This is a genomic window from Streptomyces sp. NPDC001393 (assembly GCF_053597455.1).
Map to the genome: position 1 here is coordinate 42,055 of NZ_JBSFIH010000035.1, position 14,448 is coordinate 56,502.

The 14,448-nt window shown below is 72.4% G+C and carries 15 protein-coding genes; 5 read left to right on the forward strand and 10 right to left on the reverse strand.

Going from position 1 to position 14,448, the window contains the following annotated elements; all coding sequences use genetic code 11:
* Window positions 1-8: 8 nt before the first annotated feature.
* Window positions 9-1,007: a TAXI family TRAP transporter solute-binding subunit gene (locus ACWC2T_RS30460; protein WP_450673554.1), complete on the reverse strand. Its 999-nt coding sequence runs from the start codon at window positions 1,005-1,007 to the stop codon at window positions 9-11.
* A gap of 106 nt (window positions 1,008-1,113) precedes the next feature.
* Here ACWC2T_RS30460 and ACWC2T_RS30465 point away from each other — a divergent pair, with 106 nt between their 5' ends.
* Window positions 1,114-1,542 (forward strand): pyrophosphohydrolase domain-containing protein, encoded by a 429-nt coding sequence (locus tag ACWC2T_RS30465; protein WP_450673555.1) that lies wholly within the window; start codon window positions 1,114-1,116, stop codon window positions 1,540-1,542.
* Here the strand turns inward: ACWC2T_RS30465 and ACWC2T_RS30470 are convergent.
* Window positions 1,539-2,960 carry a hypothetical protein gene (locus tag ACWC2T_RS30470; protein ID WP_450673556.1) on the reverse strand — a complete coding sequence of 474 codons (1,422 nt, stop codon included), beginning with the start codon at window positions 2,958-2,960 and terminating at the stop codon, window positions 1,539-1,541. The genes ACWC2T_RS30465 and ACWC2T_RS30470 overlap by 4 nt on opposite strands.
* A gap of 231 nt (window positions 2,961-3,191) precedes the next feature.
* Between ACWC2T_RS30470 and ACWC2T_RS30475 the strand changes: the two genes are divergently transcribed.
* Window positions 3,192-4,523: a cytochrome P450 gene (locus tag ACWC2T_RS30475; RefSeq protein ID WP_450673557.1), complete on the forward strand. Its 1,332-nt coding sequence runs from the start codon at window positions 3,192-3,194 to the stop codon at window positions 4,521-4,523.
* A gap of 93 nt (window positions 4,524-4,616) precedes the next feature.
* On the forward strand, window positions 4,617-5,366 hold the full coding sequence (locus ACWC2T_RS30480; RefSeq protein WP_450673558.1) for a PP2C family protein-serine/threonine phosphatase: 750 nt from the start codon (window positions 4,617-4,619) through the stop codon (window positions 5,364-5,366).
* A 39-nt stretch (window positions 5,367-5,405) separates the two neighbouring features.
* Here ACWC2T_RS30480 and ACWC2T_RS30485 read toward each other — a convergent pair whose 3' ends face one another.
* Entirely contained in the window at window positions 5,406-6,068 is a 663-nt protein-coding gene (locus ACWC2T_RS30485; RefSeq protein ID WP_450673559.1) for a protein-L-isoaspartate O-methyltransferase family protein, read from the reverse strand.
* 46 nt (window positions 6,069-6,114) lie between these two features.
* Between ACWC2T_RS30485 and ACWC2T_RS30490 the strand changes: the two genes are divergently transcribed.
* On the forward strand, window positions 6,115-6,393 hold the full coding sequence (locus ACWC2T_RS30490) for a hypothetical protein (protein WP_450673560.1): 279 nt from the start codon (window positions 6,115-6,117) through the stop codon (window positions 6,391-6,393).
* 15 nt (window positions 6,394-6,408) lie between these two features.
* Here the strand turns inward: ACWC2T_RS30490 and ACWC2T_RS30495 are convergent, their stop codons facing one another.
* From ACWC2T_RS30495 to ACWC2T_RS30510, 4 genes are all read right to left on the reverse strand, one after another.
* Window positions 6,409-6,834 carry an SRPBCC family protein gene (locus ACWC2T_RS30495; RefSeq protein WP_450673561.1) on the reverse strand — a complete coding sequence of 142 codons (426 nt, stop codon included), beginning with the start codon at window positions 6,832-6,834 and terminating at the stop codon, window positions 6,409-6,411.
* Window positions 6,835-7,125: 291 nt separating this feature from the next.
* Window positions 7,126-7,848: an SDR family oxidoreductase gene (locus ACWC2T_RS30500; protein WP_450673562.1), complete on the reverse strand. Its 723-nt coding sequence runs from the start codon at window positions 7,846-7,848 to the stop codon at window positions 7,126-7,128.
* Window positions 7,849-7,890: 42 nt separating this feature from the next.
* The gene (locus ACWC2T_RS30505) at window positions 7,891-8,283 is read right to left on the reverse strand and encodes a 5-carboxymethyl-2-hydroxymuconate Delta-isomerase (RefSeq protein ID WP_450673563.1); all 393 of its coding nucleotides are present in this window, start codon (window positions 8,281-8,283) and stop codon (window positions 7,891-7,893) included.
* A gap of 54 nt (window positions 8,284-8,337) precedes the next feature.
* Complete coding sequence (locus ACWC2T_RS30510; protein ID WP_450673564.1) at window positions 8,338-9,789, reverse strand: MFS transporter; 1,452 nt, start codon at window positions 9,787-9,789, stop codon at window positions 8,338-8,340.
* Between the two features lie 185 nt (window positions 9,790-9,974).
* Here ACWC2T_RS30510 and ACWC2T_RS30515 point away from each other — a divergent pair, with 185 nt between their 5' ends.
* The gene (locus ACWC2T_RS30515; RefSeq protein WP_450673565.1) at window positions 9,975-10,331 is read left to right on the forward strand and encodes an ArsR/SmtB family transcription factor; all 357 of its coding nucleotides are present in this window, start codon (window positions 9,975-9,977) and stop codon (window positions 10,329-10,331) included.
* A 62-nt stretch (window positions 10,332-10,393) separates the two neighbouring features.
* Here the strand turns inward: ACWC2T_RS30515 and ACWC2T_RS30520 are convergent, their stop codons facing one another.
* The 3 genes from ACWC2T_RS30520 to ACWC2T_RS30530 form a co-directional block, all read right to left on the reverse strand.
* Window positions 10,394-11,704, reverse strand: a complete 1,311-nt coding sequence (locus tag ACWC2T_RS30520) for a phthiocerol/phthiodiolone dimycocerosyl transferase family protein (RefSeq protein WP_450673566.1) — start codon at window positions 11,702-11,704, stop codon at window positions 10,394-10,396.
* On the reverse strand, window positions 11,701-12,597 hold the full coding sequence (locus ACWC2T_RS30525) for an FAH family protein (protein WP_450673567.1): 897 nt from the start codon (window positions 12,595-12,597) through the stop codon (window positions 11,701-11,703). Before ACWC2T_RS30525 ends, ACWC2T_RS30520 begins: the two co-directional genes overlap by 4 nt.
* A gap of 80 nt (window positions 12,598-12,677) precedes the next feature.
* Complete coding sequence (locus ACWC2T_RS30530) at window positions 12,678-14,432, reverse strand: thiamine pyrophosphate-binding protein (protein WP_450673568.1); 1,755 nt, start codon at window positions 14,430-14,432, stop codon at window positions 12,678-12,680.
* Window positions 14,433-14,448 lie beyond the last annotated feature (16 nt).

Consider the following 14,448-nt stretch of genomic DNA (forward strand, 5'->3'; position numbering starts at 1 on the left):
GGTAGCGGCTACGGCTTCACCGAGCGGTAATAGCGACGGGCGCCCTCCTGGAGGGGCAGGGGGTCGGTGTAGATGGCCGTGCGCAGATCGACGAGTTGGGCGGAGTGCACGTGGGCGCCGATGTCGTCGCGGCTCTTGATGACCGTGCGCGTCACCCACTCGGTGAGCCGGGGGTCCATGTCCGCGCGGGTCATCAGGAGGTTGGACACGGCGATCGTCGGGACCTCGTTGCCCTGCTGTACGGCCGGGTACGCCGACTCGGGGATGTTGGTGGCCCGGTAGTAGCGCGCCTCCTCGCCCTCGCTGTGCAGCTTGGCGACCAGGTCGCCCTCGATCGGCACGAACTTGAAGGCGGACCGCTGGGCCAGCGCGGCGAGTCCCTTGGTGGGCAGGCCGCCCGACCAGAAGAAGGCGTCGACCTTGCGCTGCTCCAGCTGGTCGGGCCCGGTGTCGATGCCGTCCGCGACCGGGGTGATGTCCGTATGGGGGTCGATGCCGGCGGCCTTCAGCACCCGGTCGGCGATCAGCCGCACCCCGGAGTCGGGCAGCCCGGTCGCCACCCGCTTGTGCCGCAGGTCCGCGACGTTTCTGATGTCCGAGTCACTGCGCACGACGAGGTGGACGTAGTCGTCGTAGAGCCGGGCCACCCCGCGCAGTCGCCCGGCGCCGCTGCCGTGCCGCAGCTCGTACGCCTCCACCGCGTCGGCCGCCGCGATGGTGAAGTCGGCCCTGCCGGTCGCCACCCGCTGCACGTTCTCCTGCGAGCCGGCGCTGTTCAGCAGCTTCACCTTCAGGTGGGGCATGTCCTTGGCGAACTCGGCGCGCAGCCGCTCGCCGTACTCCTGGTAGACGCCCCGGGGCGTGCCCGTGCTGAAGACGATCGTCCCGCTCGGCGGCTTCTCACCCAGCGGCAGCAGCCACCACAGCAGCAGCCCGAGCACCACGGCACCTGCGGCCGAGGCCGGCAGCGCCCGGCGCCTGCTGATACGGGCGAACACCTTGGACATGCGGCGATCCTGCCAGGCCCGGTGCGACGCTGACCAGGGCAGGGGTCACTCCGGGGCCCGGAGGCGGCCGGAGGGCGCTGTCAGTGGTGGCCGTTAGAGTCGTCGCATGAGCACTTCTCCCGCCGACCTCGTCCGAGAGTTCCACCTCGCCTTCGGCCTCGACGCCCGCACCACGCCGACGGAGGTCGACCCCGAACTGGCCGCGCACCGTGGGGAACTGCTCGCCGAGGAGGCCGCGGAGGTCGCCGAGGTCGCGGTCGACGGCCCGCTGGACAGGCTCGCGCACGAACTGGCGGACGTGGTCTACGTGGCGTACGGCACGGCACTGGTCCACGGCATCGACCTCGACCAGGTGATCGCAGAGATCCACCGCGCCAACATGAGCAAGCTCGGCCCGGACGGACAGGTCGCCCGCCGGGCCGACGGCAAGGTCCTCAAGGGGGAGCACTACCAGGCGCCGGACGTGTCCTCCGTACTGCGCGGCCAGGGCTGGATACCGGCGGCGCGGGACGGTTCCGCGCAGGCGAGCGCCTAGAAGGTGCCGCCCGCCAGCTTCCACTCGCGGTTCAGGGTGCCCAGCGGAATGCTCCGCTGGACGACCGGTGTGCCGAAGACGGACAGCTGGAGCCGCAGGGTCCCGGACAGATCGAACCCGCCGTACACACCCCAGGCGCCCGCGGTCTTCGCCCCGCCGCCGGCGGAGCCGGTGACCGTGCCGGAGGCCTCGCCGCGCACATACGGGGCCAGGTCGGCGGTGACGCCGACGGCGCCGTAGAGGCCCACCGAGGCCTCGGCGCCGAGCGCCGTCTTCAGGTTCCCGGCGGTGGTGACGGAGGCACGCACGGGCGTGCTCGTCATGTCCGAGGAGCTGACCGGCGTCCAGCCCCTGGCCGTGCCGAAGGTGCCGCCTGCCGTGAAATCGCCCTTGAGGTTCTGCTCGACGTCGACGGTCGCCCGCCCGTCGCCGCTGATCTGGACATAGGCGGTCAGGTCGAGGTTGACGACGACAGGGACCGGGCCGACCTGGAGGACGGGGTCGGCGTGCAGCTCGGCAAACGGGATCCGCAGCGGGGCGCCGGTGGCCGCGGCGGCCAGGCCCTTGACCGACCAGCCGGAGGTCCAGTCGCCCGACACGCCGAGATACGCGGAACCCGGCGGGGCGCCGGTACCGGCGCCGCCGTAGGCGAAGTCGACCCGCGGGGCGACCTGGACGAAGCCGTTCACCGAGGCGGTGGCCGAGGGCGAGGCGTTCCGAGCCGCCGGCAGGACGGCGCTCACATCGAGCCGGAGGCTGCCGAGCGGCACCGTGGCACCCTTCGGACCGGCGTGCAGGTGACCGGCCCTCGCCCAGGACACCTGCACACCGGGCAGCAGCTTGTCGACGGCGAAGGACGACGGGTCGACCGGTACGGCGCCCTTTGCCGTCTCGTCGCCGAGCAGCGCGTCGAGGGTGGCCGGTTCCGTCTGTACCTCGGTGCCGTTGTGCGCCTCACCGATCACCCTGGTGACCTTGGCGAGCAGCCCGTCCGGTGCCCCGGGCGCGGGCGCACTGGCGATCACATCGCCGACGGCGGCCCGGTACGGGGCGCCGGAGGGTGCGGGGGAGGCCGCCGGGGAGGGGGATGAACTCCGGTGCGGGGCGGGCGTTTTGGTGAGAACGGCCCGCCGGGTGCGGCTGTCGTACGAGCCGATGGCGAGCGTCGTCCTGCGGGCCCGCTGTCCGGAGCCGGCCGGACCCGCCGTGGCGGTCGTGGCGGTCGTGGTGGTGGCGGGCGCGGCGGCGACGGCGAGCGAGCGGTCCGTGCCGTCGGAGGGCCGTTCGGCGGCCTCGACCTGGCGGCCGTGCCCGTCGGTCGCCGGCGATCCGGCGTGCGAGGCGGGCGAGGAACAGGCCGCGGCGAGGAAGAGGGCGGTCACGGCGAAGGCGGGCAGCAGGGCACGTCTGTGCCGCATGCGTCTGCGCATGGTCGGTCCTGTGTGGGGTGGAGGTGGCAGAGAGGCACCGGCAAGGGTCTACTCGCTGGTAGAACCGGCCGGTAACTCGTGATGAGCCATGAGCATGCCATGGCTATGTGCAGGGCCCGGCAGGGCCCCACACAATCCGGCCACATTTCCGAACGCACCAGGGCCCTGCTCGTCCTTCGGGTGTGCTTCTGTCGTGCCGGGACGGGGTACGAAGAGATCATGGACATCGAAGCCGGTACCGGCTCCCTCGCGCGTGTTCCCGGAGTGGGGCGGCCGGTGCCCGAGGCCGAGCCCGCACTCGTCGAGCGGTGGCGCTCGGCGGGAGGCGAACTGGTGGAGCTGCTGTCCCAGGTGCGCGAGCACTGCGGTGGCGTCGCCGCGTTCCGGCTGGGCCCCGCGCGTACCGTTCTCGTCACCGACCCGCAGGCGGTCCAGCACGTACTCGCACGGCACCCCGAGCGGTACGTCAAGCGCTCCCACCGCGCCCGCCTGCTGATCGGCGACGGTGTCCTCGCCGCCACCGGCACGGCATGGAAACGGCAACGGCGCTTGCTGCAGTCCCAGTTCACCGGCACCGGGATGCGCCGTTACGAACAGCGGATCACCGAGGCCGCCCGGACCACCGCCGCTCGCTGGGAGGGGTACGCCCGCACCGGGCAGACCCTGGACGTCGTGCGGGAGATGCGCCGCTTCGCCCTGGACGCGATCTGGCGCTCTCTCACCGGGCACGCCCTCGACGACGGGACCGAGCGCGAGCTGGCCGCCGTGACCGCCGTGGCGGCCGCCCTTCCGACGCTGCCCGCGGACGGCACCGATGCCCGGGACGCCGTCGCCGCCGATCTCGCCCGGATCGACGCGGTCGCCCGGCACGCCATCGACACCGCCCGCACCGGGGCGGCCGGCCACGACGGCCCAGGCCTGCTGCACGTCCTCGTCGACGCCGCCGCCGAGCACCCCGAGTACACCGACCGGCTGATCCGCGACGAGCTGGTCACGCTGCTGGCGGCCGGACACGAGACCACCGCCACCACCCTGACCTGGCTCTACCTGCTCCTCGACCAGTACCCCGCCGCCCGCGAGCAGGCTCTGGCCGCCGGCGGCGAAGGCTCGGCGCAACGCCGCCAGGCCGTCCAGGCCCTGGTCCACGAGACGCTTCGGCTGTACCCGGCTGCCTGGATCCTGCCGCGCCACGCGGCAGAGGACGACACCCTCGCCGGTCACACCGTAACGGCCGGCACCGACATCCTGGTCTGCCCGTATCTCACGCACCGCGATCCCGAACTGTGGCCGGACCCGGAGCGGTTCGACCCCCGGCGCTTCACCGTCCCGGACGGCCGGCCCACCCACCCGGGCGCCTACCTCCCGTTCGGGATCGGTCCCCGCGCATGCCTCGGTGTCCAGTTCGCGCTCCGCGAGTCGACCGTCCTCCTCGAACACCTGCTGCCGGCCCACACGCTGTCCTTCCACTCCAGGCCCACCAAGGCGGCGTACGGAATCACCGTCCGTCCCGACGGCCCCACCACCGCGTCCCTGACACCGCCGCTCACCTGACCCGGACCCCACGGCCGGCGAACGCCTACGCTGGAGCCGCGGGCAGCGAGCCGGCCGATGGCCGTGGCCCGCCCGGGAAGGCGGTGGCGTTCCATGCGGTACGTGGCTGTGAGCGCGCTGAGTCATCCCGGGCTGCTCCGCGAACGGAACGAGGACAGCCTGGTGGCCGGGCCGTGGACCCTGTGCGCCACGGTGACGGAAAGCCCGCAGACCCTCGTCTTCCCGCTGGGCACGCCCCTTGTCGTCGCCGTCGCGGACGGGCTCGGCGGGCATCCCGGAGGCGACCTGGCCAGCGCCCTGGTCGCCCGCCGGATCGCGGCCGTCGGCCCCACCCTGAGCGGCGAGGACGCCGTCCGCGACGCCCTGAACGCCTGCAATCGCGCCGTGTACGCGGCCGCCGGCGCCGAGGAGGAGACCGAGCTCGCCGCCATGGGCACCACGGTCGCCGGCATCGTCGTGCAGCCCGGCTCGCTGCTGGCGTTCAACGTGGGCGACAGCCGGGTCTACGCGGCTTCCCGCGACGGGCTGCGCCAGGTGAGCGTCGACGACAACCCCCCGCTCGAACCCGGGCAGCACACCACGTCCATCGTCACCCAGTGCCTGGGCGGCAGCCCCTCGTACCGGGCCGTCCACCCCCATGTGACGGCCGAGTCCCTGGCTCCCGGCGCCCGCTACCTCATCTGCACCGACGGTCTGACCGACCCCGTGCCGGCGGATGTGCTCGACGAGGTGATGCGGGAGCACGACGACGGGCGTGCCGCCTTCGAGCTGTGGAAGGCGGCCATCGCTGCGGGCGGCCCCGACAACATCACGCTCGCGGTCGTACGCGTCGCCGACGAATAGCCCGAGGCCGGAAGAACGCCTCGACAGCAGAGCAACACCTCAACGCACCCCCGGCTCGTCCGGCGGGAAGCCGTATCGCCCCTGCAACCGGACGAAACACGCCGCGGTCAGAACCCGCAACCGCACCAGCCCCGACGCGGTGCGCTCGAAGCACACCACCTGCTCGTGTCCGCCCGGCCCGATCGGCTGCACCAGGCGGCCACCCGGGCGCACCTGCGCGGCCAGCGGCACGGGCACCTCAGGGAACGCGGCCGACACCAGGACGGCGTCGTACGGCGCCCGGTCCGGCACACCGCCGCTGCCGTCGCCGATGCGCAGTTCCACGTTCCGGACGCCCTGGCGGGCGAGGTTCACGCGGGCCTGGCGGGCCAGGTCCGGCCGCAGCTCGATGCTGACCACGTCCGCGGCCAGCCGGGCGAGCAAGGCGGTCTGGAAGCCCAGACCCGTGCCGACCTCCAGGACGTGCTCGCACCCGTCCAGACCCAGCCCCTCGATCATCAGGGCGGACAGCGAGGGCTGCGTGGTGACCTGTCCCTGCCCGATGGCGATGGGCTCGTCCCGGTAGGCGGCGCCTGTCTGATCGTCCGGGACGAATTCCGCCCGGGGCGTCGCCCGCACGGCCGCGAGCAGACGCTCGTCCCCGACCCCGGCGGCCGTGAGGGCCCGCACGAGATCGTCCGGTCCTCGGGGTACGGAGTTCACGGCCGGGTTCACCACATCACCGGGTGGCGACGCCTACGGTGGAGACATGAGCGAGATCGTCGTCTACGAACTCGACAAACCGGGCGCAGCACGCTCCTCCGCAGGACCGGCGAGCGGGGCGGAACGGCGCGTGCGCAAGGTGCACGCGGCACCGGCCGCGCCCGGGTCGCACACGGCCGCGGGACCGCGGACCCTCTGTGGCAAGGACACCTTCGCCATGGAGACGGCCGACTGGCGGCCCGCCGACCACCCGGGGGCGCCCTGGTATCCCACGGAACACGCATCCCTGGTCTGCCCGGACTGCGATGCCGTGATGGAGACCTGACCGCCTTCCCGCCGCTCACCCGCGTTCCACGTACTCCTTGAAGTGCTCCAGATCGCCGCGGACGAGCCGTTCGATCGCGTTGGTCTGGGCGAAACCCTTGGGTCCGCCGAAGGTGTCGTGGACCGTGGCAGGGTCGTACTCCAGCCGTGCCTGGATCCGGGTGTGGCTCTTGTCGATCGGCTGGACCGAGAAGGAACCCGTCAGCTCGGGAGCGCTCGTGGTGAGCCACTCCATCACACGCTCACCGCGGTCCGTCACCTCGGCCTCGACCTCCCGGGCCCGGCCGCCCGCCTCTACCTCCAGATGCGCTCGGCCCCCCGCCTCCGTACGCGCGCCCCGGACTCCGTCCACGAAGCGCGGATAGTTCTCGAACCGATGCAGGGTCTCCCAGGCCCTGTCGACCGGAACGTCGACATCGACGTGCAGCTCGAGGGTGCTCATGGCTCACCTCCACGTGCGGCTCATGACACATGACCTTCTGCTTACAGTGTGCGCCCGGTGGGACGAGGGGCCATTACGGTGACTCGTCGAGTCATGCCGCGTCGGGGTCGAGCAGGACGATTTCGCCGATGTGATGGGCGTCCAGGATGCGGTGCGCCTCGGCGGCCTCCCGGACGGGGAGGCGGCCGACGGCGCGGGGGATGTCGCCGTCGGCCGCCGGTTCTGGGTGGGCCGGGAGCCGGCGCGGGCCGGCGGGGGTGTGGCATCGCCGGGCGCCGCCGGGGCGGGGCGTCAGGCGATCATTCCGCCGCCGTCGACGTACAGCGTGGTGCCCGTCGTGTAGGCGTTGGCGGTGAGGAAGAGCACCGCCTGCGCGATGTCGGCCGCTTCTCCGACGCGCCCGGCCGGCAGCCGCCGGGCGGCGGCCTCGTACATGTTCTCGCGGGCCACGGCGTCCAGCCCGTCCCACAGCGGAGTGCGCAGCAGACCGGGCGAGACGGCGTTGACGCGCAACGGCGCGTACTCCAGGGCCAGTCCGCGGACGAGGGCCTCGAGCGCGGCGTTGATGGCGCTCTGCAGCGCCGACGCCCGGCCGGGGCGCTGGGAGAGGTAGCCCGCGACCAGGGTGAGCGAGCCGGAGGAGCGGACGGGGACGGACCGGGCGATGCGGTACGCGCCCCAGAACTTGCTGTCCATGGCGGTGTACGCGTCGGCCAGCGGCAGGGTGTCGACGCGCCCCATGGGAGTCTCGCCCGCGGTGACGACGACGTGGTCGAACTCCGGTGCGGAGGCGGCGAACTTCTCCACCTCGTCGTCGGAGCGGATGTCCAGGTTCTGGCCCGTCACCGGGCCGGGGAGCCCGGAGAGCCGGGTGAGGGCCGTCTGGAGCCGCTCGGGGCTGCGGGAGGCGATGACGGTGGCGGCGCCCTGCGCGGCGAACTCGTGGGCGGCGGCCAGGCCGACACCGGAGGTGCCGCCGACGACGAGGACACGCTGGTCTGCGTATGCGCTCATGACTGGGTCTGCTCCTGTACGTGGATGGGGCGGGGTGGCCGGTCAGTCGACCCGGTGCCGGGTGTCGCGGTCTTCGGACCGTGTGCGGGCGAAGGTCGGGCGGTCCAGCTCGGTGACCTGGACGGAGATGTCACAGGCCGTCTCGCGCAGGCTGGTCGCGAAGGCTTCGGCGAGCACCGCGAGGGCCGCCTCGCTGATCGCCGTGCGGGCCTCGGTGGACTTGCCGCCGAACGTCCGGACATCGAGGTTGACGAAGGACTGCTCGTAGGTGCCGTCGCCGATGAAGTACCGGTTCATGCGGACGGCGCGGCTCTTGAAGTCCTGGAGCCGGAAGCCGCCCGCGGCCGCCAGTGCCGTGTGCAGCTTCCCGAAGAGGGCGGTCAGGTCTATGTCCTCCCGGATGTTGCCCGAGTGTTCGAGTACGAGATGAGGCATGGCTCGTGCGCTCCTTGGGGGTGCTGGGGGAACGGCTTTGCTCCGCGGGACGTGTCAGCCTGCGTCGGCCGTGCTGGCCGCGGGTTCCGACCGGCGCGCGCCGGCGACCGGCGCCGGGGCCGGCGTCGTCCGCCTCCTGGGCAGGCCGACCGCGCTCAGTACCGCGCTGACCAGGAGCGCCACCACGGCCGCGAGCAGTGCGGAGCGCAGCCCGGACAGGAAGTGGCCGGAGGACGCCTCGCCGACCAGGAGGCCCATCGCGGCGACGCCGATGAGTCCGCCCAGCTGGCGCGAGGCGTTGAGGACACCGGAGGCGATGCCGGCGTTGGCCGGGTCCACGGCGCCGAGCATGGCGTTCGTCATGGACGGTACGACCAGGCCGATGCCGAAGCCGGCGACGGCGAACTGGACGGCCATCTGGACGTACGCCCCGGAGCCGACCACCGGCACCGTGGCCAGATAGCCGACGGCGGCCAGGGTGTTGCCGGTGATCAGGACCGTGCGGGCGCCGTGGCGCTTGACCAGGGGCCCGCACGCCAGGTTGGCGATCATGATGGCGGCCGTCATCGGCAGGAACGCCAGACCCGCCACGATCGGCGAATACTTCCAGACCTGCTGGAAGAAGAGGCTGAAGACAAAGATCAGACCGTAGAAGGCGAAGTTGAGCAGCACGCCGATCAGCGACGTGGAGGAGAACGCCTTCCGGCCGAACAGGTGCAGGGGCAGCATCGGGTCGTTGCTGCGGCGCTCCGTGACGAGGAAGCCGGCAAGCGCGACCAGGAAGACGATCAGGCAGGTCAGGACGGTGGCCGAGGTCCAGCCTTTGCCATTGGCCTCGACGATGGCCCCGGTGAGGGCGCCCAGGCCGATCACGGCGAGCAACTGGCCGGGCAGGTCGAGGGAGCGGCGCGCGGAGGCGTCCCGGGCGGGGGCGGGCCGGGCGTAGGCCCGTACCAGCACGATGCCGAGGGCGGCGATAGGCACGTTGACGTAGAAGATCGAGCGCCAGCCGAGTGCGTCCACCAGAAGTCCGCCCACCACCGGACCGAGGGCCAGGGCGAGGCCGCCGGCCGCGGCCCACAGGCTCACGGCGCGGGTGCGCTCGGCGGGGTCCGGGAAGTTGGTGTTCACGATGGACAGGGACGACGGCACGATCATCGCGGCGCCGATGCCCTGGATCACGCGGGCGGCGATGAGCGCGACCAGCGAGGGGGCGCTGCCGCAGGCCAGCGAGGTCAGCGCGAAGAGCGCGAAGCCCCACATGAAGATCTGCTTGGGGTCGTAGCGGTCGCCCATGGCGCCGGCGGTCAGCAGGAACGCGGCGAAGGTGAGGGTGTAGCCGTTGATCACCCACTCCAGACCGGACAGGTTGCCGCCGAAGTCCGCGGCGAGGGCCTTGGTGGCGACGTTCACGACGCTGACGTCCAGGATGACCACGACGAAGCCGAGGCAGGCCGCGAACAGGGTCAGTCCCGGGCGGGCCTTGTGCTGTTGGGTGTGTGGCACGGGTCTTCCTTCCATACGTGCCGGAGGCGAGTGGGGGGAGGGGAGCCGGGCGATACACCACCGGCTCCGGTAGAGTGTTCGTCGTTGGACGAACATTCAGAGTGTACGCAGATCATCGAACACTCTGCAATCCGTGCGCCGTACGCGTCACGGAACGAGCGATGCCGGGACGGAGCAAACCAGCCATGGCGGCACAGACCCCACAGCAGCAGGCGGCCGCGAGTCACCGCACTCCGCCGATCCACACGGACCCGGGCGCCGTCCCGCTGGAGGCGGCGCTGCTCGCCCTCGCCGACCCCGTGCGCCGCACCCTGGTGAGGGAGTTGGCGCAGGCCGGTGACTGGGAGCGGTCGTGCGGCAGCTTCGACGTGCCGGTCACCAAGGCCACCCTCAGCCGGCACTTCGCGGTGCTGCGCGAGGCCGGGCTGCTCGAGCAGCGGGACGCCGGGCCGAAGCGACTCAACCGCCTGCGCAGAGCCGAGTTCGACGCCCGCTTCCCGGGTCTGCTCGATCTGGTGCTCCGTCAGGACGCCGGTTCCTGAGGCGGATCGGCCCGGGCCGCGGTGCCTTGGCCGGATCTCACCGGCGCGGCACCGGTGCCCGGTCATGCGGGTGCGGCCTCGGCGGCCGACAGGTCCCGGACCGTCGCGTACGGGCGCACCACCCGGTCGTGCAGTCCCTTCGCCACGGCCCGCACCAGTGCCCGGTCGGTGGCCGGTGCGCCGAAGGCCAGCGCCGTGGCGAACACACCGTCGAGCGTGCCGAGGTGGAGGACGACGCCGTAGTTGGCGCCCGTCCGGTTGACCACCGTCCGGTAGCCGGTGACCCGGCTCAGGTGCGGGCCGAGCGCCGGGTCGGCCATCCCGACGTTCGTGATGCAGATGCCCGGGGCGGACCGGGCGGCCGCCGTCTCCTCGACCGCCCGGCGGATCGCCGCGTGCGAGCGGGAGGGCGGCCGCCACGCGGCGTCGGCCCGCGCCAGCGCGGCCGCGTAGTGCCGGGCATGACCGGCCAGATTCCCCCGGTCCAGCCGCAGTGGCACGTTCAGCACGCTGATGAAGCAGCCCACGTCCGGCAGCGGGGTGCTCGGCGCGTATCGCGGCCGCAGCGACACCGCGGTGCACAGGCCGACCTGAGCCCGCCCGGTCGCCTCGGCGTACGACTCCGCCAGCGCCGCCCCGAAGAACTGGTTCACCGTCACTCCCCGGGACCTGCACCAGGACTTGAGGGCCAGACTCGCCGCGCGCGTGTGCGTCAGCGGTACGAAGTCCGCGCTCCGCTCCTGCCAGGGCCGGTGCGCCGCGAACGGCAGCCGTTCGGGCGTCGCGACCTCGCGCGCCCCGGCCTCCGCCGTCCCGCCGGCGTCCGGCCGCCGCGGCGGCCGGTACGGCAGTCCGTCCGCGCAGGGCGGCAGGGTGCGCACGTCGTGCGGACCCTCGCCGTCCGACGGCGGGAACAGCGCGTCCAGCAGGGCGCGGACGACCGCTCCGGTGGAGTGACCGTCGGAGATGGCGTGGTTCCGGGTGAAGTACAGATGCGTCGTCCCGGCGCCCGGATCGCTGACGGCGTGCAGCCGCCACAGCGGGCCGCCGGTCTCCAGGACGTCGTTGAGTTCCCGCCGCAGAACCTCGTCCGGCGAGTCCGGCGCGGTCAGGACGGTGTGCCGGACCTGCTCGGCGCGGGGTCCGGGGCCCGCGGCGAACCACAGGCCGTCGGGCCTCTCCTCGATGCGCAGCGACAGCAGCGGCAGGTCACCGGCCCAGCGGCCGGCCGCCGCGCGCCACCGCTCTGGGCCGATGTCCCCGCGCACCGAGACGTGGGTGGTGACCTGTGTGGTGCCACGCATGAGCGCGTGGGTGTAGGCGAACGACGCCTCGACATCGCTGAGCCTGCGCAGCAGCGCCACCGTGCTCACCCCTTCCCGGGGCCGCGCGTCCACGCCAGCGGGTGGGACAGCCGTACGCCGTGACTCGCGACATCGAAGGTGACCCGGTCGCCGTCCGCGGTCCGGAAACCGGCGTGGAAACTGCTGCGGTCGGCGCCGAGGTAGACGTAGTGCACGCGGCCGGGACGGTGCAGGGCCTGGTATGCGAAGAGGCGGGACATCATCGTCTCCAGGTCGTAGTGGAGCGCGTCCGTGCCCGTGGTGAAGGAGCCCTTCCAGGCCGATGCCCCGTCCCGCTCGATGACGACCTCGCCTGTCACCGAGCGCGGTGGCGCACCCAGGTGCAGCCAGGGGGCCACACCCGCGTCGCACAGCTTCGCGTACGACAGGTGCCCGGCGTGCTGCTTGAAGCGGCCGATGTCGGTGAGGTCGTTGCCGAAGGTGTACCCGACGTAGCGCGGCACACCCGTCTCGTCCCCGAGGTAGACCAGGACCACCTCGGCCTCCTCGCACACGGCGACCGCGTCGGCGGGCACGGACAGCGGCTCGCCCGGGACCTTGAGGACGTCACCGAGTCCCTTGACGAACCAGTTCGGCTGGTCCGGCACCTCGGCGCCGACCTTCACGTTGTGCGTCATCATGAAGCCGCTGACCAGCGCGTCGCCCGTGTGCGCGGGCAGCAGCGGCGGCAGCATCCGCACCCGGTCGCGGTCCGCGGCCGGCACCTCTACGGGGGTGCGGCCCTCGGTGAGCCGGGCGAGGGCGGTCTGCGCGTCGCCGTCCGCGGCGGCGACCAGGGCGGCCAGTGTGTCACCGGCCAGGGGATACAGGCGCAGGGGAGCGTCGCTTTCAGGCAGGCCGAGGCCGACGTGGCGCGCGTCGCCGTAGACGCATTCGAAGACGGAGGGAAGGGGCGCCGTCATGGTGGAGGGCTCCTCGGAAAGTCTTGGGAGAGGGAGAAGGGGAAAGGGAAGGGGAAGATCGGGGAGGGGCGCGCGGCCGCTCACTCCATGAGGATCTCGACCAGGACGGGCCGGCCCTGCGCCTTGATGTGGGCCACGGCCTCCCGCACGGTCGGCTCGACATCCTCGATCCGCTCGACCCGCTCCAGGGCGTGCACGCCGTAGGACCGGGCCAGGTTCACGAAGTCGACCGGCTGGTCGTAGAAGCTGGTCGCGATGTGCGCGCGGCCGGTGTCCCGGTCACGGTTGCCGGCGATCCGCTCGGCGTGCTGAGTGGAGTTGAGGTACAGGCGGTTGTTCATGACGACCACCAGCAGCGGCACGTCGTACGCGGCCAGCGTCCACAGCGCGCTCGGCGTGTACAGGAAGTCGCCGTCGGCCTGGAGGTCGACGCAGAGGGTGCCGTCGCCCTGGTGGGCGAGGGCCGCACCGACGGATGCGCCCAGGCCGTAGCCGAGACCGCCGCCGCCGTTGAGACCCAGGTAGCTGCCGGGTCGCTCCAGCGGCCACAGCTTCTTCACCCAGCCGTCGATGGTGAGGCTGCCGGTGTTGGTGAGGATCCACTCCTCGTCCCGCACCGCGCGGTGGATCTCGTCGACGGCCGCGGACACGTGGATGCGCTCGCGGCCCTTCGCCTCCTCGGCCTGCCGTGCCCACCCGGTCCGCGCCTCGGTGTGCAGGGCGGACAGCGCCTTGACGCGATCCTCGCGTCGCTCGGTGAACGCGGGCTCGGCGAACGGCCCCGTCGGGTCCTCGGCGACCGCCAGCAGGGCGGCCACCGAGTCCCTGGTGTCGGCCGCGATGGCCCTGCTGACCGGCACGAACTGCTGGTAGTCGGCGGCCCACTTGCTGGTCAGCAACTCGTTGAAGCCGAGCGTGACGATCTCGGCGCCGTTCGCCGGCTGTCCCTGGTCGGTGAGGGTGAGGAAGGACCCCAGGGCCCCCACCAGGTCCTGCACCTCCAGCGCGAGGACGAGATCGGCCTCGGCCAGCAGCTCGCCGCCGGTGTGGCTGACGTTCAGCGGATGGGTGGCCGGGAAGTTCATCCGGTTGCCGCGGTCCACGACGGCGAGGCCGAGCGCGTCGGCGAGCGCGACCAGTGGCGCGACCGTCCGCGGGTCACGGCCGGAGAAGTCGACCAGGAGTACCGGCAGCCGCGCGCTCAGCAGACGTCCGGTGAGGTGGTCGAGGTCGGCGCCGCCGAGCGCGGGAAGCCGGGTGGGCTCGGTGGCGCTCGCGGGCAGCAGCCGTACGCCGTCCTCCAGCGGCTGCTCCTGGACGTCGAAGTCGAGGGCCACGAACACCGGGGCCTGCATGGGGGTGTTCATCAGCTTGAAGGCGCGGTAGAGCGATTCGATCGTGGCGCGCTGCCCGATGGGCTGGTCGCACCACTTCACATAGTCCTTGACGACGGACTCGATGTTCTGCGAGGTGTGGATCCAGTCGATCCAGGGGCGCCGCTTGCCGGCGTCGACGGGGCCGTTGCCCCCGAGCACGAACAGCGGCACCCGGTCGCACCAGGCGTTGAAGATGGCCATCGAGGCGTGCAGCAGACCCACATTGGCGTGCACGAACACGCCCATGTGGCGTCCGCTGGCCTTGTGGTAGCCGTGCGCCAGGGCCACCGCGATCTCCTCGTGGCAGGCCATCACGATGTCGGGCGCCACGGCGGCGCTGTCCGCGTGGACGAGGGAGTCGTGCACGCCGCGGAAGGACGCACCGGGGTTGAAGGCGACCTTGTCGATGCCCTGCTGGTGCAGGAACTCCACGAGCAGGTCGGAGAAGTAGGACGTCATGTGTGATCCTTCGTGC